This is a genomic window from Acidovorax sp. 35-64-16, assembly GCF_002281195.1.
Lineage (GTDB): Bacteria > Pseudomonadota > Gammaproteobacteria > Burkholderiales > Burkholderiaceae_C > Acidovorax > Acidovorax defluvii.
On record NZ_NCFM01000005.1, the window covers coordinates 131,759 to 150,355 of the forward strand.

At 62.2% G+C, this 18,597-nt stretch carries 17 protein-coding genes and 1 tRNA gene; 12 read left to right on the plus strand and 6 right to left on the minus strand.

The window, feature by feature from the left end; all coding sequences use genetic code 11:
- The first annotated feature begins 73 nt into the window (after window positions 1-73).
- The 4 genes from B7Y64_RS06165 to hemW all read left to right on the plus strand — a co-directional run bounded on the left by B7Y64_RS06165 (window position 74) and on the right by hemW (window position 3,803).
- Complete coding sequence (locus tag B7Y64_RS06165) at window positions 74-976, plus strand: PP2C family serine/threonine-protein phosphatase (protein WP_291326966.1); 903 nt, start codon at window positions 74-76, stop codon at window positions 974-976.
- Between the two features lie 183 nt (window positions 977-1,159).
- The gene (gene rph, locus B7Y64_RS06170; RefSeq protein ID WP_291328528.1) at window positions 1,160-1,888 is read left to right on the plus strand and encodes a ribonuclease PH; all 729 of its coding nucleotides are present in this window, start codon (window positions 1,160-1,162) and stop codon (window positions 1,886-1,888) included.
- Window positions 1,889-1,933: 45 nt separating this feature from the next.
- Window positions 1,934-2,533, plus strand: a complete 600-nt coding sequence (gene rdgB, locus B7Y64_RS06175; RefSeq protein WP_114655164.1) for an RdgB/HAM1 family non-canonical purine NTP pyrophosphatase — start codon at window positions 1,934-1,936, stop codon at window positions 2,531-2,533.
- 7 nt (window positions 2,534-2,540) lie between these two features.
- Complete coding sequence (hemW, locus tag B7Y64_RS06180; protein WP_291326968.1) at window positions 2,541-3,803, plus strand: radical SAM family heme chaperone HemW; 1,263 nt, start codon at window positions 2,541-2,543, stop codon at window positions 3,801-3,803.
- Between the two features lie 154 nt (window positions 3,804-3,957).
- Here hemW and B7Y64_RS06185 read toward each other — a convergent pair whose 3' ends face one another.
- Window positions 3,958-4,341, minus strand: coding sequence for an I78 family peptidase inhibitor (locus B7Y64_RS06185; protein WP_201740950.1), 384 nt, complete (start codon window positions 4,339-4,341; stop codon window positions 3,958-3,960).
- Window positions 4,342-4,568: 227 nt separating this feature from the next.
- On the opposite strand from B7Y64_RS06185, the gene B7Y64_RS06190 reads away from it, so the two are divergent.
- The gene (locus B7Y64_RS06190; RefSeq protein ID WP_291326970.1) at window positions 4,569-5,051 is read left to right on the plus strand and encodes a hypothetical protein; all 483 of its coding nucleotides are present in this window, start codon (window positions 4,569-4,571) and stop codon (window positions 5,049-5,051) included.
- A gap of 56 nt (window positions 5,052-5,107) precedes the next feature.
- On the opposite strand, the gene arsA is transcribed toward B7Y64_RS06190, so the two are convergent.
- Window positions 5,108-6,868, minus strand: a complete 1,761-nt coding sequence (gene arsA, locus B7Y64_RS06195; protein ID WP_291326972.1) for an arsenical pump-driving ATPase — start codon at window positions 6,866-6,868, stop codon at window positions 5,108-5,110.
- A gap of 92 nt (window positions 6,869-6,960) precedes the next feature.
- Between arsA and B7Y64_RS06200 the strand changes: the two genes are divergently transcribed.
- The 6 genes from B7Y64_RS06200 to arsB all read left to right on the plus strand — a co-directional run bounded on the left by B7Y64_RS06200 (window position 6,961) and on the right by arsB (window position 11,866).
- On the plus strand, window positions 6,961-7,284 hold the full coding sequence (locus B7Y64_RS06200; protein WP_024814261.1) for a metalloregulator ArsR/SmtB family transcription factor: 324 nt from the start codon (window positions 6,961-6,963) through the stop codon (window positions 7,282-7,284).
- A 16-nt stretch (window positions 7,285-7,300) separates the two neighbouring features.
- On the plus strand, window positions 7,301-7,786 hold the full coding sequence (locus tag B7Y64_RS06205; RefSeq protein ID WP_291326974.1) for an ArsI/CadI family heavy metal resistance metalloenzyme: 486 nt from the start codon (window positions 7,301-7,303) through the stop codon (window positions 7,784-7,786).
- Window positions 7,787-7,920: 134 nt separating this feature from the next.
- The gene (locus tag B7Y64_RS06210) at window positions 7,921-8,964 is read left to right on the plus strand and encodes an ArsJ-associated glyceraldehyde-3-phosphate dehydrogenase (RefSeq protein ID WP_291326976.1); all 1,044 of its coding nucleotides are present in this window, start codon (window positions 7,921-7,923) and stop codon (window positions 8,962-8,964) included.
- A 1-nt stretch (window position 8,965) separates the two neighbouring features.
- Window positions 8,966-10,210, plus strand: a complete 1,245-nt coding sequence (gene arsJ / locus B7Y64_RS06215; RefSeq protein WP_291328550.1) for an organoarsenical effux MFS transporter ArsJ — start codon at window positions 8,966-8,968, stop codon at window positions 10,208-10,210.
- Window positions 10,211-10,269: 59 nt separating this feature from the next.
- Complete coding sequence (locus B7Y64_RS06220) at window positions 10,270-10,770, plus strand: arsenate reductase ArsC (protein WP_024814265.1); 501 nt, start codon at window positions 10,270-10,272, stop codon at window positions 10,768-10,770.
- Window positions 10,771-10,840: 70 nt separating this feature from the next.
- Window positions 10,841-11,866 carry an ACR3 family arsenite efflux transporter gene (arsB, locus tag B7Y64_RS06225; RefSeq protein WP_291328530.1) on the plus strand — a complete coding sequence of 342 codons (1,026 nt, stop codon included), beginning with the start codon at window positions 10,841-10,843 and terminating at the stop codon, window positions 11,864-11,866.
- Between the two features lie 27 nt (window positions 11,867-11,893).
- Here arsB and B7Y64_RS06230 read toward each other — a convergent pair whose 3' ends face one another.
- The 4 genes from B7Y64_RS06230 to B7Y64_RS06245 form a co-directional block, all read right to left on the minus strand.
- Window positions 11,894-12,769: a phosphate/phosphite/phosphonate ABC transporter substrate-binding protein gene (locus B7Y64_RS06230; RefSeq protein WP_291328532.1), complete on the minus strand. Its 876-nt coding sequence runs from the start codon at window positions 12,767-12,769 to the stop codon at window positions 11,894-11,896.
- A complete protein-coding gene (locus B7Y64_RS06235; RefSeq protein ID WP_291325413.1) occupies window positions 12,766-15,123 on the minus strand; it encodes an EAL domain-containing protein in 2,358 nt (785 codons plus the stop codon). Before B7Y64_RS06235 ends, B7Y64_RS06230 begins: the two co-directional genes overlap by 4 nt.
- 280 nt (window positions 15,124-15,403) lie before the next feature.
- A tRNA-Ser gene (locus B7Y64_RS06240) sits at window positions 15,404-15,491 on the minus strand.
- A gap of 102 nt (window positions 15,492-15,593) precedes the next feature.
- Window positions 15,594-16,283, minus strand: coding sequence for a DUF3334 family protein (locus B7Y64_RS06245; protein WP_291325411.1), 690 nt, complete (start codon window positions 16,281-16,283; stop codon window positions 15,594-15,596).
- Between the two features lie 229 nt (window positions 16,284-16,512).
- On the opposite strand from B7Y64_RS06245, the gene B7Y64_RS06250 reads away from it, so the two are divergent.
- Complete coding sequence (locus B7Y64_RS06250) at window positions 16,513-18,570, plus strand: bifunctional 2',3'-cyclic-nucleotide 2'-phosphodiesterase/3'-nucleotidase (RefSeq protein WP_291328534.1); 2,058 nt, start codon at window positions 16,513-16,515, stop codon at window positions 18,568-18,570.
- Window positions 18,571-18,597 lie beyond the last annotated feature (27 nt).

The following is an 18,597-nucleotide window of genomic DNA, read 5'->3' on the forward strand; positions in this document are numbered from 1 at the left end:
ACGCAAAGCGGGTTCGGGCAAGCTGCATGGTCATTTACGATGCCTTTGCGCATCCTTGTTTGCGCGAGTCACTATGAAGTTTTCGATATTCCAGATCAGCCGCCGCGGCGGGCGCGAGAAGAACGAAGACCGCATGGGCTACTGCTACACGCGCGAATCGGGCCTGTTTGTGCTGGCGGACGGCATGGGCGGGCACCCTGAGGGCGAAGTGGCCGCGCAGATTGCGCTGCAAACCATCTCGGCGCTGTTCCAGCGCCAGGCCAAGCCGCAGCTGGAGAACGTGCAGGAGTTCCTGTCGTCCGCCCTGCTGGCGGCGCACCACCAGATCCTGCGCTATGCCACCGAAAAAGGCATGCTCGACACACCGCGCACCACGCTGGTGGCAGCCGTGGTGCAAGCGGGCGCGGCTTCGTGGATTCACTGCGGTGACTCGCGCCTGTACATGGTGCGCGGTGGCGAGCTGCTGACCCGCACGCGCGACCATTCCTATCTGGAGCTGCGCAATGCGCCGCCGCCGGGCCTGGACCGCATCAACCGCAATGTGCTGTTCACCTGCCTGGGTTCGCCCACCAAGCCCATTTACGATAGTACCGGGCCCGTGCACCTGGAGCAGGGCGACCGCATTTTGCTGTGCTCGGACGGCCTGTGGGGCACGCTCAGTGACGAAGACATTGCCACCCAGCTGAGCCAGCAGACCGTGTCGAACGCGGTGCCCGACTTGGTCGAGGCCGCCCTGCGCAAGGCAGGCGAGAGCAGCGACAACGTGACCGTGGTGGCGCTCGAGTGGGAAACCCCCGATACCTTCGATTCCACGCAAGGTGTTTCGACCGACAGCATCAGTGACGATGTCTTCGCCTCGACCATTCAGGCCGGGCCCCTGGATGGACTGGTCGATGACCTGGATGACGCCGCCATCGAGCGCTCGATTGCCGAGATCAACGAAGCCATCCGGCGTTCGGCTGCACGCAAGGCTTGAGAGGCTGACCGCATGGCATTGCGCGGCGTTACCGCCCCTGGCCTTGCTTGCGGCTGCCGAGTTGGGCGGCGCGATGAAAATTGCAGCCGCGATTACTCAGCGAGATCGCTGTGCCGCCCCCTTCCAGGCTTTTGGAACCAGCCGCAGCCCCCAGGGTCCACTGCCTTCTAACTTCTGATTTACATGACCACCTTTACTCGCACCGGCGGCCGCGCCGCTGACCAACTGCGCCCCGTGCGCATCACCCGCCACTACACCATGCATGCCGAGGGCTCGGTGCTGATCGAGTTTGGCAACACCAAGGTGCTGTGTACGGCTTCAGTGGAAGAAAAAGTGCCGCCGCACCAGCGCGGCACCGGCGAAGGCTGGGTCACGGCCGAATACGGCATGCTGCCCCGCGCTACGCACAAGCGCAGCGACCGCGAGGCGGCCAAGGGCAAGCAAAGCGGCCGCACGCAGGAGATCCAGCGCCTGATCGGCCGCTCGCTGCGGGCGGTGTTTGATCTGAAGCTGCTGGGTGAGCGCACCATCCAGCTCGACTGCGATGTGATCCAGGCCGATGGGGGCACGCGCACTGCTGCCATCACCGGCGCGTGGGTGGCGGCGCAGGACGCGGTCAACCAGCTGCTGGCCGACGGCAAAATCACGGCGACACCCATCCTGGGGCCCGTGGCCGCCATTTCGGTGGGCATCGTGCAGGGCACGCCGCTGCTGGATCTGGAATATGTGGAAGACGTGGGCTGCGACACCGACATGAATGTGGTGATGACGGGCGCTGGCCATTTTGTGGAAGTGCAGGGCACGGCCGAGGGCGTGGCCTTCACCCGCGCCGAGATGGACCAGCTGCTGGCGCTGGCCGACAAGGGCATCGCCGAGCTGGTGGGTCTGCAACAACAATCGCTCTTAAAATAATAGCTGCTTGCGCTTTATCCATAAGCGCTACAAGCCATTTTGACTATGAAACTGGTTCTCGCATCCAACAACCGCGGCAAACTTGCCGAGCTGCAGGCCATGCTGGTGCCCCTGGGCATCGAGCTGGTGCGCCAGGCCGACCTGGGCGTGGGCGAGGCCGAAGAGCCGCACCGTACCTTTGTTGAAAACGCCCTGGCCAAGGCGCGCTTTGCCAGCGCGCACACCGGCCTGCCTGCGCTGGCCGACGACGCAGGCCTGTGCGTGGATGCCTTTGGTGGTCTGCCCGGGGTGGACACCGCCTACTACGCCACGCAGTTTGGCTACGAAAAAGGCGACGACACCAACGTGCGTGCCCTGCTGGAGCAGATGCAGGGCCAGGACAACCGCCGTGCCGCCATGGTCAGCACCCTGGTCGCCGTGCGCAGCCCGCAAGACCCCGAGCCCCTGATCGCCGTGGGCCGCGTGGTGGGCGAGATCACGCGTGCGCCGCGCGGCAGCAACGGCTTCGGGTTCGACCCCGTGATGTACATCCCCGAATTCGGCCAGACCTTTGCCGAGCTGCCCACCGAGGTCAAAAATGCCCACAGCCACCGGGGCCGTGCGGCGCAGCAGATGCTGGCGCTGATGCGCGAGCGCTGGTTCTGAATTCACCATGGCAGTTTCCATCCCCATCGTTCCCGCTGCTGAGGCCGCGCCCGCGCAGGTGCGCGACATCCAGCACTACATGCGCCCGGGGTTGCTGCAGCTCACCAGCCTGCCGCCGCTGGCCCTGTATGTGCACCTGCCCTGGTGCCTGAAGAAATGCCCGTATTGCGATTTCAACTCGCACGAGTGGCGCGAAGTGGACGGGGCGGGCAATGCGGGTACTGCGTTGCCCGAGGCCCGCTACCTTGATGCCCTGATGGCTGATCTGGAGGCGGCGCTGCCCCTGGTGTGGGGCCGCAGCGTGCACAGCATCTTCATCGGCGGCGGCACGCCCAGCCTGTTTTCGCCGCAGTCCATCGACCGCTTGATCGGCAACATCCGCGCGCGCCTGCCGCTGGCGGCCGATTGCGAAATCACCCTTGAGGCCAACCCCGGCACCTTTGAAAAAGACCGGTTTCACGCCTTTCGCGCGGCCGGCGTCACGCGCCTGTCGGTGGGCGTGCAAAGTTTTAACGACCGGCACCTGAAGGCCCTGGGCCGAGTGCACGACCGCGCGCAGGCGCTGGCCGCCGTTCAGGAGGCGGCCAGTGCCTTCGACACCTTCAACCTGGACATCATGTATGCGCTGCCTGGCCAGACGCTGCCAGAGCTGGAGCAGGACATGGCCACCGCGCTGGCGCTGGCGCCGCCGCACATCTCGATCTACCACCTGACCATCGAGCCCAACACCTATTTCGCCAAGTTTCCGCCCGCCATTCCGCCGGACGATGATGCCTACGCCATGCTCGACCGCATCACCGAGATGACGGGCCAGGCGGGGCTGGCGCGCTATGAGATATCGGCCTACGCCCGGCCAGGCCATGCGTGTTTTCACAACACCAACTACTGGCAATTTGGCGACTACCTGGGGCTGGGCGCGGGCGCGCACAGCAAGCTCAGCTTTGCCCACCGCGTGGTGCGCCAGACGCGTTTTCGCGATCCGCGCCTGTACATGGACAACGCGCTGGCAGGCCGTGCCCTGGCGCAGGACGAGGACGTGCGCCGGGCCGACTTGCCGTTTGAGTACATGCTCAATGCGCTGCGCCTGCGCGAGGGTTTTGCCTTGCAGGATTTTGTAGAGCGCACCGGGCTGCCCGTCACCGCCATTGCCAAGGCGCTGGACGAGGCCGAGCGCAAGGGCCTGATCACCCGCGACATGGCCCGTGTGCGCCCCACCGAGCGCGGGTTTGATTTCTTGAACGATCTGCAGGCGCTCTTTTTGGCCGACTGACCGGCGCAAGACCAGGGTGCAATGCCGTCACTGCTGGTCAAAGAATATGCGTCAAATATGGCTCTAGCGCTTATTGGTAAAGCGCAAACAGCTATTAAAATATGAGCAAAAAGGTGAAGACAGCCGCCATCGTGCAGGTGGCCGCGGCGCCTGTTCAGCCGCAGCGCACCGCCGTAATCCGCCCTTTGCCGTCCACCACCAGGTTCAGGCGCTCGGCGTTGAACTCCAGCGTCACCACCTGGCGGGGATGCAGTAGGCGGGCCATGGCCGCACCCGAGGCCACCCGGGCCTTTTCAATCACCGACGGGGTGCCCTGCTTGCCAATCACCCCCTGCGCGGGCGCCGCATTGCACACGCCGCCGCGCGGCCCGGGGCCCACCGATGCAGGCGCCGCGCCCGTGGCTCCCGCAGTCCCGCCCATCCCACCTGCTCCCGCTGTACCCGCGCCACTTTGCATGCCCGCGCAGCCCGCCAGCAAAGCGGCGCACAGGCCAGCGGTCAGGCTGGTGGACAGGGTGAGGGCTCGGGGCATCTGCATTGTTGTCTCCTGGAGAAATCGGTGGCGTGGCACGCCGTTGGAGGGGCTACCTTAGCGTGCGCAGGGTGCCGTGGCTGTCACCACAGGTAACGGGTGCTGGCTGGATTGTCCGTTCCACTGGTGGAACACAGCGGGAGCGGAGGTGCCGCAAAGCGGCTTTGCAACAGGGGCGGGTTCCTTCGCTTGCGTCCTACAGACCCGTCGGCGGATTCAGTGAAACTGTGGCCATGACACCGGCACTCCGATCCACCATCACGCGGGCTTTGACGGCGGGGACCGTGGCGAGCCTTTTTTCGGCCGCTGCACTCATGGTGTGCGGCCGGCGGGAAACCGGAAGCTCGGCGGCGCCCATCAATGCCGTGAGCCACTGGTATTGGCGCGAAGAAGCCCTGTATTTCCGGCAGACCGATATCAAACACACGGTGCTGGGCTACCTCACCCACCATGGGGCGTCCGTATTTTGGGGGGCGCTGTTTGCCGGGGCGCTGCATGGGCGACCGGCAGCCCGCAACCCGGGCGCCGTGCTGGCTGGCAGCATGGCCACCAGTGCGGCAGCCTGTTTCGTAGATTTTCAACTAACCCCGGAGCGGCTCACGCCCGGCTTCGAACACCGTCTGTCGCATCGGTCTCTTGCGGCGGTCTATGGGTCGTTTGCCGCGGGGCTTGCGGTGGGTGCGCTGCTGGTGGGTGGCAACGATCCGGCGAAATAAAGCGGGGTAGGCCGCGGCGCAGAACGTGGAGGATGCTCAGGGTTGGTGCCGCCGCATCAGCCCAGCAGCTTTTCGAGCGCGCTGACGCCAATGGGGGGCTCCGCCGTCCATGGCACCACCAGCACGTCGTGGCGCGTGTGCGCGGCCACCCGTTCCATCTGCTGGCGCTCGCTATGGAGGCGCGCTTGCAGCAAGGGGTCCGCCGTGCCGGTTGCCAGCAGTGATTTGTTGACGACCCAGGCATAGGGCTCAATCTGGGCCCGGCGCAAGTCGTCCTGTAGCGCAACAGCCTGCGACACCGGGGTGGCTTCCGGCAGCGTTACCAGGATGATCTTGGTGTAGTCCGCATCTTGCAGCCGCATCAGCGGCGTCACGATGCGCCCGGCGGCTTTGCCCTCGAATTCGCGCACCATCTGGCGGTGGTAGGCGCCGGTGGCATCCATCAGCAGCAAAGAGTGGCCCGTGGGCGCGGTGTCCATCACCACAAACGCGCTTCGGGCCTGCGACACCACATGCGAGAAGGCGTGGAACACCGCCACTTCTTCGGTGCAGGGCGAGCGCAGGTCTTCGATGAGCAGCGCTTTCTCGTCCTCGGTCAGGGTGGCCGAGCGGGCGGCCACAATCTTGTCCACGTATTTCTGCGTTTCGGCCTGCGGGTCGATGCGGCCTACGCTAAGCCCTGGCACCTCTCCGTTCAGTGTGACGGCCAGGTGCGCAGCAGGGTCGGTCGTCGTCAGGTGCACGGACTTTCCCTGGTGAACCAGCCCCAGTGCAATGGCGGCGGCAATGGTGGTTTTGCCCACCCCGCCTTTGCCCATGACCATGATCAGGCCGCGCTCACCCTGCGCCAGCTCGGCCACCAGCTCGGACAGCTTGTGGTGGTCCATGGCGGGCGCTGCGGGGGTGGCTGCGCCCGTTGCCGCTGTGGGTTTTGAGGCCAGCAGTCCGCGCAGTGCAGGCAAACCCACCGAGTCCACTGCCCGCAGTGGAATGTGGTCGGCCACCAGGCAGCGCAACGCAGCGGGCATCTCGTCGAGCGCTTTGCGCCCCAGTGCCTCGATGGCCGTGGCAATCGGGTCGTCTGCATGGGTGCGATGGAACACGGCATTCACCACCAGCCGCTGGTTCGTCAGGCCCAGCGCGCGCAGCTCATCCGAGGTGCGGGCCGCCTCATCCAGCGCGCCTTTATCGGGCCGGGCTACCAGCACCACGGTGGTTTGTGTGGCGTCGTTGAGTGCGGCCAGGGCTGCGTTGAAAAGCTGCTCTTGCATTTTCAGGCCCGAGTGCGGCCCCAGGCAGGATGCACCCCGGTCGTTGCCTTCCAGAAAACCGCTCCAGGCCTTGGGCAGGCTCAGCAGCCTGAGCGTGTGCCCGGTGGGGGCCGTGTCGAACACGACGTGGTCATAGGCGGCACCGCCTTGCGACAGGAGGCTGGAAAATTCGTCAAACGTGGCGATTTCGGTTGTGCACGCGCCAGACAACTGCTCGCGCACCGTGGCAATGTCCTGGTCGCTGGCCTGCGGGCCCATCTGCCACACCACGCGCGCACGGTAATCCACGGCCGCGGCATCGGGGTCGATGTTGAGCACCTGCAGGCCGGGCACGCCGGGCACCGCCACCGGCTGGTTGCTCAACTCGATGCCCAGCATTTCATCGAGGTTGGAGGCGGCATCCGTGCTGACCAACAACACCTTTTTGCCCGCGTCTGCCAGCCCGATCGACACGGCAGTGGAAACCGAGGTTTTACCCACGCCGCCCTTGCCCGTAAAGAAAAGGTACTTGGTGGGCTGGTCGAGAAGGGCGATGGGTGTGGGCATGGGATTCCTGAAAAGTGCGCGCAGGCGGTGAAGGTGCAAGGCGCCAATGGCGATACTTTACAATAATTCAACAATCATTGTATAGTTGCTGCATGACTGAAATTGACGCTGTCCGTTCGCTCGCCGCCCTGGCCCAGGAGGTGCGCCTGAGGGTGTTTCGTGCGCTGGTCGTGGCCGGTACCGAGGGGCTTACGCCCGGTGCACTGGCAGAGCTGCTGGATGTGGCACCCAACACCCTGTCGTTTCATCTCAAAGAACTCACCCATTCAAATCTGGTGAGCCAGGAGCGCCAGGGCCGCAACCTGATTTACCGTGCATCCATCACCACCATGAACGAGTTGCTGGGCTTTCTGACCGAAAACTGTTGCCAGGGCGCTGACTGCCTGGCGCCCCAGGCAACGTCGTGCGATTGCTGAATACAAGGAGACCACCATGAAGCGATTCCACGTCCACATCCATGTCGATGATCTTGCCCAGAGCATTGCGTTTTATTCGCGGCTGTTTGCCGCCGAGCCAGCACGCGTTGAAGCGGACTACGCCAAGTGGATGCTGGACGACCCGCGCGTGAACTTTGCGATCTCTACCCGGGGCGACAAGCCGGGGCTGGATCACCTGGGTTTTCAGGTGGACGACGCCGCCGAGCTGGCGCAACTGAAATCCCGCGCCGAATCGGCCGACATGGCGCTGCTGGATGAAGGTGCCACCAGCTGCTGCTATGCCCGCAGCGAAAAGCACTGGATCACCGATCCCCAAGGCATTGCCTGGGAGCATTTCCACACGCTGGGCAATATCCCGGTGTTTAACGAGGCGGGCAAAACCCCCGAAGCCGGTGCATGCTGTGCGCCCGCCGCCGCACGCGCGTCCGCGCTGGGCCGCGACAAGGCCGCAGCGGCGTGCTGCGCTCCGGGCCAGTGCTGAAGCGTCTCTGAACGAGGTTGCCGGTGGGGGATTGGCTTGCGCAGTTGCGCAGTCACTCCAACGATTTGTCATCCATCTGTCATTGAATAATGCAATATTTCAATGAATATAGAATTAATGAAAGAAAGCGTGTCATGAAAGTCGGTATCAACGGAATGGGCCGCATTGGCCGTCTGGCGCTGCGCGCGGCCATGGGCGCCGCCGAGCGCCCGCTGGACGACCCGCGCGGCGGCAACCGCCTGGAAGTGGTGCACCTGAACGAAATCAAAGGCGGCGCTGCAGCCACCGCCCACCTGCTGGCGTTTGACACGGTGCAGGGCAAGTGGCGCGAGCGAATTGGCGCCGAGGGCGACAACGCCATCACCATCGGCGCCCAGCGGCTCTCGTTCAGCGCGCACCCCACGGCGGCAGACATCCCCTGGGGCGATCTGGGCGTAGACGTGGTGCTGGAGTGCACAGGCAAATTCTTGACGCCCGAAACCATTCAGGGCCACCTGGACCGCGGCGCCAAGCGCGTCATTGTGGCCGCGCCGGTGAAGGTGGGCGACGTGCTCAACATCGTGGTCGGCGTGAACCACCAGCTTTACGATCCTGCCAAAAACCGCATCGTCACGGCGGCGTCGTGCACCACCAACTGCCTGGCACCGGTGGTGAAAGTGGTGCACGAGCAGCTGGGCATCCGTCACGGACAAATCACCACCATCCACAACCCGACCAACACCAACGTGGTGGTGGACGCGCCACACAAAGACCTGCGCCGTGCCCGCAGTGCCATGGAAAGCCTGGCACCCACGTCCACCGGCAGCGCCACCGCCATTGCGCTGATTTACCCAGAGCTCAAGGGCAAGCTCAACGGCCACGCGGTGCGCGCCCCGGTGCTCAATGCGTCACTCACCGATTGCGTGTTTGAACTGCAGCGTGAGACAACGGCCGAGGAGGTGAATGCGCTGTTCCAGCACGCTGCATCGTCTTACCTGTCGGGCATTCTGGGTTACGAAACGCTGCCCCTGGTGAGCGCCGACTACGCCCGCGATACGCGCAGCTCCATCGTCGATGCGTTGTCCACCATGGTCACCGACGGCACGCTCTTGAAGGTGTACGCCTGGTACGACAATGAAATGGGCTATGCCTGCCGCATGGTCGATCTGGCCTGCCACATGCGCGATGTGGGTGTCTGAAATGCAAAGCCACGCCACCCGCAACTACGCCATCGTCACTGCAGCCTATTGGGGCTTCACCCTCACCGATGGCGCACTGCGCATGCTGGTGCTGCTGCATTTTTACCGCCTGGGGTATTCGCCGTTTGCACTGGCTTTTCTGTTTTTGCTCTATGAAGCGGCTGGCGTGCTGGCCAACCTGATTGGCGGCTGGCTGGCCACGCGCTATGGCATCACGCGCATGCTGACGGTGGGGCTGGTGACGCAAATCATCGGTTTTAGCTTGCTGGCGCAACTCAACCCCGAGTGGTCGGTAGCCATGTCGGTGGCCTGGGTGGTGCTGGCGCAGGGCATTTGCGGCGTAGCCAAAGATTTGACCAAAACCGCCAGCAAATCGGCCATCAAGGTCACCTCGGCGCAGGCCCAAGAGCAGGGTGCTGGCCAGCTGTTCAAGTGGGTCGCCTGGTTTACGGGCAGCAAGAACGCCATGAAGGGCGTGGGTTTCTTTCTGGGCGGTTTGTTGCTGGAGGCACTGGGCTTTCAGCAGGCACTGTGGGCCATGGCCGCGCTGCTGGCGATGGTGCTGGTGGGCGTGATCACATCACTGCCCCGGATGATGGGCAAGAGCAAGGCCTCCAAATCGGCCAAGGAGCTGTTCGCCAAAAACGCCGGCATCAATGCGCTGGCCGCCGCCCGCGTGGTGCTGTTTGGTGCGCGCGATGTGTGGTTTGTGGTGGGTGTGCCGGTGTTTCTGTATTCGCAGGGCTGGACGTTCACCATGGTGGGCGGCTTTCTGGCAGCCTGGACCATTGGCTATGGTCTGGTGCAGGCCATGGCGCCGCAACTGGTCAAACGCAGCCAGGACGGCCTGAGCACCGAAGTGCCCGCCGCACGGCTGTGGTCGGCTATTTTGGCGGTGGTTCCTGTGGCCATTGCCTTAGCGGTGGCCATGCAGGCGCCCTATCTGGAGTGGGTGGTAGTGGGCGGCCTGGGTGTGTTTGGCTTTGCATTCGCCGTCAACTCGTCGGTTCACTCGTACCTCATCCTGGCCTACGCGGGCTCTGAAAAGGCCGCCGAGGACGTGGGCTTTTACTACGCTGCCAACGCCCTCGGGCGTTTCATGGGCACGCTGATGTCTGGCCTGCTGTACCAGTGGGGCGGGCTTCTTTACGCCCTCATCGGGTCTGCCGTGATGCTGGCCATTTGCTGGCTGGTCACGCTGGCTTTGCCGGTGACCACCGCGCATAAAACACCGGCTACGGCTTGAAAGCTGCCCACCTCATTCCCTCTACCCCTCCACTGTTGCTGCTGAAAGTGGCTATTCACATGTCAAACCGCGTCTACAACGTACTCTTCATCTGCACGCATAACTCCGCGCGCAGCATCCTCGCCGAGGCCATCCTGAACCAGAAGGGTGAGGGGAAATTCCGTGCATTCAGCGCTGGCAGCCACCCGGCTGGCCAGGTCAACCCGCATGCGCTGGATCTATTGCAAAGAAACCGGTTTTCGACGGAGGGCTTGCGCAGCAAAAACTGGGACGAGTTTGCGGCCCCCAATGCGCCGGTCATGGATTACGTGCTGACGGTTTGCGACAAGGCCGCCGGTGAGGTGTGCCCCATCTGGCCAGGCCAGCCGATGTCGGCGCACTGGGGCGTCGAAGACCCGGCGGCGGTGCAAGGCGATGAAGACGCAGTGAACAAAGCGTTCAAAGACGCGTTTATCCTCATGAGTCGCCGCATCTCGCTCTTCCTGAGCCTGCCCATCGACAAGCTCGACAAACTGTCGCTGCAAAAAGAGCTTGTCCACATTGGACAAACCACAGACTGAGACATCCACATTTTGACGGGCCTGGACTTTCAACGGTCCAGGCCTTTTCCTTTGAAAGAGGTAGTCCACCATGGGACTGTTTGAACGGTATTTGACGATCTGGGTTGCGCTGGGCATTGCTGCAGGCGTGGGACTGGGGCTGGTTCTTCCAGGATTCTTCCAGGCCGTCGCAGGCCTGGAGATCGCGCAGGTCAACCTGGTGGTTGCAGTGTTCATCTGGGTGATGATTTATCCGATGATGATCCAGATCGACTGGGCCGCCATCAAGGACGTGGGCAAGAAGCCGCAAGGGCTGCTGCTGACCCTGGCGGTCAATTGGCTCATCAAGCCGTTCACCATGGCCGCGTTGGGTGTCTTGTTCTTTCAATACCTTTTCGCGCCCTGGGTAGACCCTCAATCGGCCAGTGAATACATCGCCGGAATGATTTTGCTGGGCGTCGCGCCTTGCACCGCCATGGTGTTTGTGTGGAGCCAGCTCGTCAAAGGCGACGCGAACTACACGCTGGTGCAGGTCTCGGTGAACGATCTGGTGATGGTGGTGGCCTTCGCTCCCATTGCCGCATTTTTGCTCGGCGTGACCAACGTCACCGTGCCCTGGGAGACCCTGGTTCTGTCCACCGTGTTGTATGTGGTGCTGCCCCTGGCGGCTGGAATGGCCACGCGCCATTTGCTGGCCAGGCAGTCACCTTTGGCGGTGGGCGCGTTGGTGGCGCGGCTCAAGCCCTGGTCCATCGTGGGCCTCATTGCAACGGTGGTGCTGTTGTTCGGTTTTCAGGCGGGCACCATTGTCGAGAAACCGGCTGTGATCGGCCTGATTGCCATCCCGCTGGTTTTACAAACCTACGGCATTTTCTTCATCGCCTGGTGGGGCGCAAAGCTGCTCAAGCTGCCCCACGATGTGGCTGGCCCTGCCTGCCTTATCGGCACATCCAACTTCTTTGAACTGGCAGTGGCCGTAGCCATTTCGCTCTTTGGTCTCAACTCTGGCGCCGCCCTCGCCACGGTGGTCGGTGTACTGGTCGAGGTACCTGTGATGCTGTCACTGGTGGCGATCGTCAATGCCTGGCGGCCGAGTGGTCACTCCTCTCGCGCATGAACACATGGCGGATGGCTTCATGGCGGCTCATCGCTCCGAAAACATCTCCCGGATCACCTGGTAGTCTGCGTTGGTAACCGGTATGAATCGTTCGGCGCCTCTGGCCCGCAGCATGGCGCGCAAAGGTTCGGTGTTGAAAAAGACGCGGTGAATCTTCTCCACCACGGTTTTGCAAAGACGATTGCGCAAGACGAAAGGGTCTGGCGGCAGTGGCTCTGATTGCCAGAGCACGGCCAGATCGTCGGGGCCAACGCGCCCGGCCGTCAGGGCCTCGTCGTAGCGTGTTCTGGAGACAAACCCCGCAGCCACCATGCCCTTGCGGACCGCTTCAATGGATCGGTCATGTGATCCAGCAAATGTGATGCGACCAAAGTAGCTCCCGATACTCTGGCCCATCTGCTGTTGGATGAAACGTCTTGGAACCAGATTGCCAGAGGTGCTGGCAGGGTCTGTCAGGCTGAGCGATTTGTTGCGCAGGTCGCTGACTCCAGCCAACCCCCGGCCAGACCGCACAATCAGGATGGACCGGTAAGTTCCGAGCACGTTGGCACCGGTTGGTCCCGTGCTGGACAGTGCAGCAAACGGGCTCACAGAGGCCTTGCGATCCAGCAGCATTGCGTAGGACGCCGGGCCCAGCTCGGCAAGATCGATACTGTCGTTCAGCAACCCCTCGATGACTGCGCCGTAGGAGGGCGCTGTTGTGATGTCTACGCGACGCTGCAGTGCTTTTTCCAGCTCGACCTGCAGTGGCCTGAATTCTTGCTGCTGCTTTTGTGCATTGGTTTTGGGTATCAAGGCAAAGCGCAGAACGCGCGGATCATCACAAGCGGCATCTGACGCAGCCACGAGTGAGGGCACAAGAAGCCCAACCAAACACACCATGGCAATGAGCAATGCATTCATGTCGGAATAATGGTGGTTTGGAGCAGAAGTTTCTCGGCCTCGGCGCTGGGCACCGGCCTGCTCAGGAAGTAGCCCTGCACCTCGTCGCATCCCGCCATCTTGAGCTGCACCAATTGATCCATCAATTCGACGCCTTCAGCGACAACCCGCATCTGCAATCCGTGCGCGAGCGTAATGATCGATGTGACGATCACGCCCACGTCTGTGTTGCTGCGAATGCCGTCAATGAACGACCGATCAATCTTGATGGTGCTGATGGGCAGGTCCCGTATCTGGCTCAGGCTCGAAAACCCGCTGCCAAAGTCATCCAGACCGATCCGGATGCCCAGTTGCCGAAGATCCTCCAGAACCTTGACAGCCTGGTTTATTGGTTCCACCAGGCAGCTTTCGGTAATCTCTATCTCCAGATCGCAGGGGCTCAAGCCATGGTCCTGCAGCAACTGCGTAATCTTTGCCGCCAGGCTGCCGTCACGCAATTGCATGGGTGAAACGTTGAACGCTAATGGCACCAGCGGTATGCCTTGGGCTTTCCACCGGGCTTGCTGAGCACAGCATGCCTGCATGACCCAGTCTCCCAGCTGAACGATCAGACCGGATTTTTCAGCCATTGCGATGAAGTCGTTGGGATACACCAGCCCATGTTCGGGATGCTGCCATCGCACCAGCGCTTCCATGCCTGAGATTTGATAATTCACCAAATCCACCTTGGGCTGGAAGTGGAGCACCAGTTCGTTGTTTTCAATGGCTTTGGGGAGTTGACGCTCTAGCTGCAGAACCCGGTCATGTGAAGGATTGAGGCTGGCGTCGTAATAGGTAAATCGCCCGCGCCCCATGCGTTTGGACTCGTACATTGCGGCATCCGCATGCCGGCACAGCGTCGTAACGTCGTGGCCATCCCGCGGAAAGCATGCTATGCCGACACTGGGGCTGACCTGAATCTCGTGGCCATCGATATCCGGATAGGGGAGGCTGAGCTGCGCCACCAGTTTTGACGCAAGGACGTCCATGTCTTGCGCGTGCTTAACGCCTGTGACTAGCACCGCAAACTCATCTCCACCCATGCGACCCACAACATCGGCACTGCGCACGCTGGACCGGAGGCGCTCACTGACGGCATGCAGCAGTTTGTCGCCGACATGGTGCCCCAGCGAGTCATTGATGAGCTTGAATCGGTCGAGATCCAGGTACATCAGCATGTAGTGCTTGCGGCTGCGCTGCGCCCCTTCCAGATGGCTTGCGGCGAGCTCATTGAACATCCGGCGGTTGTGCAAGCCCGTCAAATGGTCGAGTGACGCCAGCGTCATCGCCCGAGCCTTTTCGCTCTCCAGGCGCAGGATCAGTCCATGCTTTTCTTCATCGGATGTGCGCAACGCTTCCAGGAGCGTCTGCTGGTGGCGGGTGCTGCGCACCAACCCCCACATGGCGCCCATCAGGATGATGCTGAGCGAGCCAAGGGTTCCCCAGGTGCGCAGGCTGTTGCCGCCATGGCTTGCACGAATTTCCTGCATGCCGCGACTGACCACCACGATGAATGGTGCCTTCTGCACGCGCTGAAAACTGGCCAATTGCCTCCCCTCTGAACCGGGGATGGTGCCCTGCCACAGGCCTTTTGGGGATTGGAGCGGGGCAAACTGAGGCAGGTGGCGGGGCTCCTGGCTCAGGGACAGCCCTTCGGGGCGCGCCTCCGCGATTTCAGTGCCATCCAGCCCCAGGATATAGATGGATCCCGTGGCCCCAATGTCGATATTGCGATAAAGCTGCAGAAAATAACCAAGATCCAGCATGGCAAGCAGGTAGCCCGAACGAGGGGTATAGCCATGGTGCGAGGAAATCAACAATGGGACTTGCCATGCATTTTCTTTGAGCAGTGGACCTACCTGGACATCGGAGTCTGTCGCAAGAAGGGCGTCTGTAGGGCTATCGGCCAACTGAAGAAATGCCTTGATTTCAGGGCTGTCCACAAACGGGGACGACGAACTCAATCGACTCAGCGCGCTGTCATATAAAGCAAGCCTGAGAAAAGTTCGATCTGACGCCAGCATCGACGTCAATCGAGCGGATGCGCGTGAGTTATCGCCGTCTGCGCCATAGTTTGCGGTAACCGCCATCAATCGACCGCGATCCACCACCTGGGCCAGATTTTCAGCAATGATGGCCGCCAGACTACGCTGCTGAAGCTCGGCGTTTTTCTCCAGCAAGGCCTCTTCAGCTTGCAAACGCTGCCAAGTCAATAGCCAGATCAAGGCCAGCACGATCACCAAGGCCGCAATGCTGATCCACTGCAGTCGCCGAAAATTACCACTGGGTCTGGCTGGCAGTATTGCCGTGATTGATCGTGGGTTGTAGGTGATCAAAGGATGGGAGATCTGAGAAGAGAGCTACCGATCGTGCGACAAATCTGTGACGTAAGCGTGTCAATGTTGTAGCTTGTCATTCATCGTTTTGCGCACATGCGTTCGATGGCCGCAAAGTGGGCTGGTCTGGCATCCGGATGCCATGCCCCAACCGAGAGAAACAACAAAGCCCCATCGCTGGGGCTCTGCTTTGTGACGTTGGTCTCGAACTGTGTGGGCTTTGGCGGTTTCCATGCGCAGGCTGGCGGAGGGCCATGAGATCGCATGAATACCCAAGATCTGGCGGAGACTGTGAGATTCGAACTCACGGACGGTTGCCCGTCGGCAGTTTTCAAGACTGCTGGTTTAAACCACTCACCCAAGTCTCCGGGTTGGAAGCCGCATATTCTAGCCGCCCGCCAGCGCCGCCGCGTGCTGCACGCGGTTGGCTTTCAACATGGCCGCTATGCGCGTGCCAAAGCTACGCGGCTTCACATGCCCAGTGACCTGAGCAGTTCGTCGGTGTCGCTGGCGGGCACGGGGGGCAGGGGCACTTCGGCGTCTGCGTCGGCGCGGGTTTGCGCCATCAGCGCGTCGGGATCGGGGGTTTCCTGCGGCTCGAAGTCATACAGCTTGATGAATTCGGTGCGGTCGATGGCCAGCTCCAGATAGAAGATGTTGTTGTTGCCGGTGTAGAAGGTGACGCGGCGGGCCTCAGGCTTGTCCAGGTTGGCGTCCACGCTCAGCATCACCTGCTTGTTCAGCACCAGCATCTTGGGCTGGTTTTGCGTGATGTGGGTCTGCAGCTCGCGCCGCACCTTGCCGGTGAAGTCGCCCACGACCTGGTTCATGAGTTCGCCCATCACGTTGCTCACTTCGTCCGAGGTGTACGACGTGACCAGGTCGTCTTTCGACATGCCCATGTTCAGCAGGTAGCTCTGGTAAAGCTCCATGGCGGCAGGGGCCGAAAAGTTGATGATTACCAGCCCCGAGAAGCCGCCATCAAACAGCACAAAGCAGCCAATGTCGGGTTTGAGGCAGGTTTTGCTGATGCGCTGCACCATGCCTGAATAGTGAATATGGCCGTGTGTGGCCACGTTCAGAACGCGGGTGACTGAATTGCACAGGCTGATCAGCAGGTCTTCGGTCCCGTAGACGACGGATTTTTCTGGGGTGCTCATGGTGCGAAATGGATGGGGCTGAGGAAGGTGGCTTGTGTGCACAGCATAGGCGACGAATGGGTTGGGGCGCCAGAGATTTGCCGGGTTGCATGCGCAGTATCACCCGGGGCCGGGTGGGCGGGTGCCTTGGCGGGTGGTGGCGGCCCGCACCGGGCGGGCTGGTGGGCGTCACATGCCTGTCAAACGCCCTCCACACACTCAGCCCCTTCTTCAACCTTTGGGCCTGTTCATGCTGGAACCCTCTTTTTGCCAACTGACCCGTATTTCACGCAGCGTGGCCCGCTTTGGCGTGCTGGCCCTGGCGGTCAGCCTTGCAGCCTGTGGCGGCAGTGACGACGATGGCTCCGCCAATGCGGGCGCCACAGCCACGCTGGCCGTGCTGGAGACGACCGACCTGCATTTCAACGTGCGCAGCTACGATTACTTCAAGCTCGCCGAAGACAAATCCTACGGTTTCGAGCGCACCGCCACGCTGGTGCGCGCCGCGCGCAAAGAATTCGCCAACACGTTGCTGGTGGACAACGGTGACACCATCCAGGGCACCGCGCTGGCCGACTACGAGGCCACCATCAGTCCCATCCCCTGCACGCAGCAGCTGTCGATGTACAAGGCCATGGGCGCGCTGGGCTTTGACGCCGGCACGCTGGGCAACCACGAGTTCAACTACGGCCTGCCCTTTTTGAACCAGGTACTGGGCGGCGGGCTGGATGTGGAAGGGGTTGATGCCACCAAGAAATGCGCGGGCGCTGGCTATCCCATGGCGCTGGCCAACGTGTACAGCAGCAAGACCAAAAAGCCGCTGGTGCAGCCCTACACCATTCTGGAGCGCACCTTGACCGCCAAGGGCGCCGACGGCAAGGAAGTGAAGCTGCCCATCAAGGTGGGCGTGATCGGTTTCACCACCCCCGGCATCATGAACTGGGACAAGCGCTACCTCGAAGGCAAGGTTTACACCGAAGGCGCCGTAGAGGCCGCCACCAAATATGTGCCCGAGCTGCGCGCCAAGGGCGCCGACGTCGTGGTGGCACTGCTGCACGGCGGGCTCGACAGTGCCGCCTACTCGCCCACCATGGAGAACCCGGGCCTGCACCTGTCCAAAGTGGCGGGCATTGACGCCATGGTGATGGGGCACCAGCACAGCGTGTTCCCCGACACGGCGGCCACGCCCTCATACCGGCAGGCCGGCGTGGACAACAAGGCTGGCACCATCAATGGCGTTCCCGCCGTCATGGCCAGTTCGTGGGGCAAGTCGCTGGGCGTGATCCAGCTCGCCTTGCAATGGGATGGCAGCAAATGGGTGGTCAACAAAACCGCCAGCAAGAGCGAGCTGCGCAACACCCAAAGCAAAAACGCTGCCGGCGCCACCGTTTACGTGGAGCCCGATGCCGCCGTGGCGCAGCTGATCGAAACGCAGCACCAGGCCGCTATCCAATATGTGAAGACACCCATTGGCAGCACCGACTTCCGCATGAGCACGCTGTTTGCTGACGTGGGCGACCCCGGCGCCATCCAGATCGTCAACCAGGCGCAGCAGGCCTATGTGGCCGCCTACATCAAGGCCAGCCTGCCGCAATATGCGGCGCTGCCGGTGCTGTCGGTCAGTGCGCCGTTCAAGAGCGGTTTTCAGGGCGGGGCTGACTACACCGACGTGGCCGTGGGCCCGCTGGCCATCAACAACGCGGCGGATCTGTACCTGTACCCCAACACGGTGTATGCGGTGAAGGTGAACGGCGCAGACATCAAGAACTGGCTAGAAGCCGCTGCCAAGCGCTTCAACCAGATCGACCCGGCCAAGACCACCGAGCAGTCGCTCATCAGCACCTTCCCGGGCTACAACTTCGACATGTTCACCACGCCCGACCTGCAGTACGAGATTGACGTGACCCAGCCGGTGGGCAGCCGCATCAAGAACCTGACCTACCTGGGCAAGCCCATCGACGTGGCGCAGGAGTTCGTGATCGCCACCAACAACTACCGCGCCACCAGCGGCAAAAGCTTCATCGACAAGCTCGACGGCTCGGGCACCATCTGGGCCTCGCCCGATGCCAACCGCGACGTGGTGATCGACTACATCCGCAAGAACCCCACCGTGACCCGCGCCAACAACGGCGCGGCCAAGAGCTGGCGCTTTGCCAAGGCGACAACGGCCGGCCCGGTGGTGTTCAGCTCGGGTGCCAATGCGCTCAGCGTGGCGCAGGCGGCAGGCCTGACCAACGTATCGCTGCTGGCGGCCGATGATGGCTTGGGCAAGGGCACCTCCAAGTACGGCATTGACCTGTCCAAATAGCCCAGCGCCAAGCTTGAAAGCGGGAGG

What these genes read in the sequence shown, in the direction of transcription:
- B7Y64_RS06165 (WP_291326966.1), top strand. Translation starts at nt 74, where the DNA reads ATGAAGTTTTCGATATTCCAGATCAGCCGCCGCGGCGGGCGCGAGAAG.
- rph (WP_291328528.1), top strand. Translation starts at nt 1,160, where the DNA reads ATGACCACCTTTACTCGCACCGGCGGCCGCGCCGCTGACCAACTGCGC.
- rdgB (WP_114655164.1), top strand. Translation starts at nt 1,934, where the DNA reads ATGAAACTGGTTCTCGCATCCAACAACCGCGGCAAACTTGCCGAGCTG.
- hemW (WP_291326968.1), top strand. Translation starts at nt 2,541, where the DNA reads ATGGCAGTTTCCATCCCCATCGTTCCCGCTGCTGAGGCCGCGCCCGCG.
- B7Y64_RS06185 (WP_201740950.1), bottom strand. Translation starts at nt 4,341, where the DNA reads ATGCAGATGCCCCGAGCCCTCACCCTGTCCACCAGCCTGACCGCTGGC.
- B7Y64_RS06190 (WP_291326970.1), top strand. Translation starts at nt 4,569, where the DNA reads ATGACACCGGCACTCCGATCCACCATCACGCGGGCTTTGACGGCGGGG.
- arsA (WP_291326972.1), bottom strand. Translation starts at nt 6,868, where the DNA reads ATGCCCACACCCATCGCCCTTCTCGACCAGCCCACCAAGTACCTTTTC.
- B7Y64_RS06200 (WP_024814261.1), top strand. Translation starts at nt 6,961, where the DNA reads ATGACTGAAATTGACGCTGTCCGTTCGCTCGCCGCCCTGGCCCAGGAG.
- B7Y64_RS06205 (WP_291326974.1), top strand. Translation starts at nt 7,301, where the DNA reads ATGAAGCGATTCCACGTCCACATCCATGTCGATGATCTTGCCCAGAGC.
- B7Y64_RS06210 (WP_291326976.1), top strand. Translation starts at nt 7,921, where the DNA reads ATGAAAGTCGGTATCAACGGAATGGGCCGCATTGGCCGTCTGGCGCTG.
- arsJ (WP_291328550.1), top strand. Translation starts at nt 8,966, where the DNA reads ATGCAAAGCCACGCCACCCGCAACTACGCCATCGTCACTGCAGCCTAT.
- B7Y64_RS06220 (WP_024814265.1), top strand. Translation starts at nt 10,270, where the DNA reads ATGTCAAACCGCGTCTACAACGTACTCTTCATCTGCACGCATAACTCC.
- arsB (WP_291328530.1), top strand. Translation starts at nt 10,841, where the DNA reads ATGGGACTGTTTGAACGGTATTTGACGATCTGGGTTGCGCTGGGCATT.
- B7Y64_RS06230 (WP_291328532.1), bottom strand. Translation starts at nt 12,769, where the DNA reads ATGAATGCATTGCTCATTGCCATGGTGTGTTTGGTTGGGCTTCTTGTG.
- B7Y64_RS06245 (WP_291325411.1), bottom strand. Translation starts at nt 16,283, where the DNA reads ATGAGCACCCCAGAAAAATCCGTCGTCTACGGGACCGAAGACCTGCTG.
- B7Y64_RS06250 (WP_291328534.1), top strand. Translation starts at nt 16,513, where the DNA reads ATGCTGGAACCCTCTTTTTGCCAACTGACCCGTATTTCACGCAGCGTG.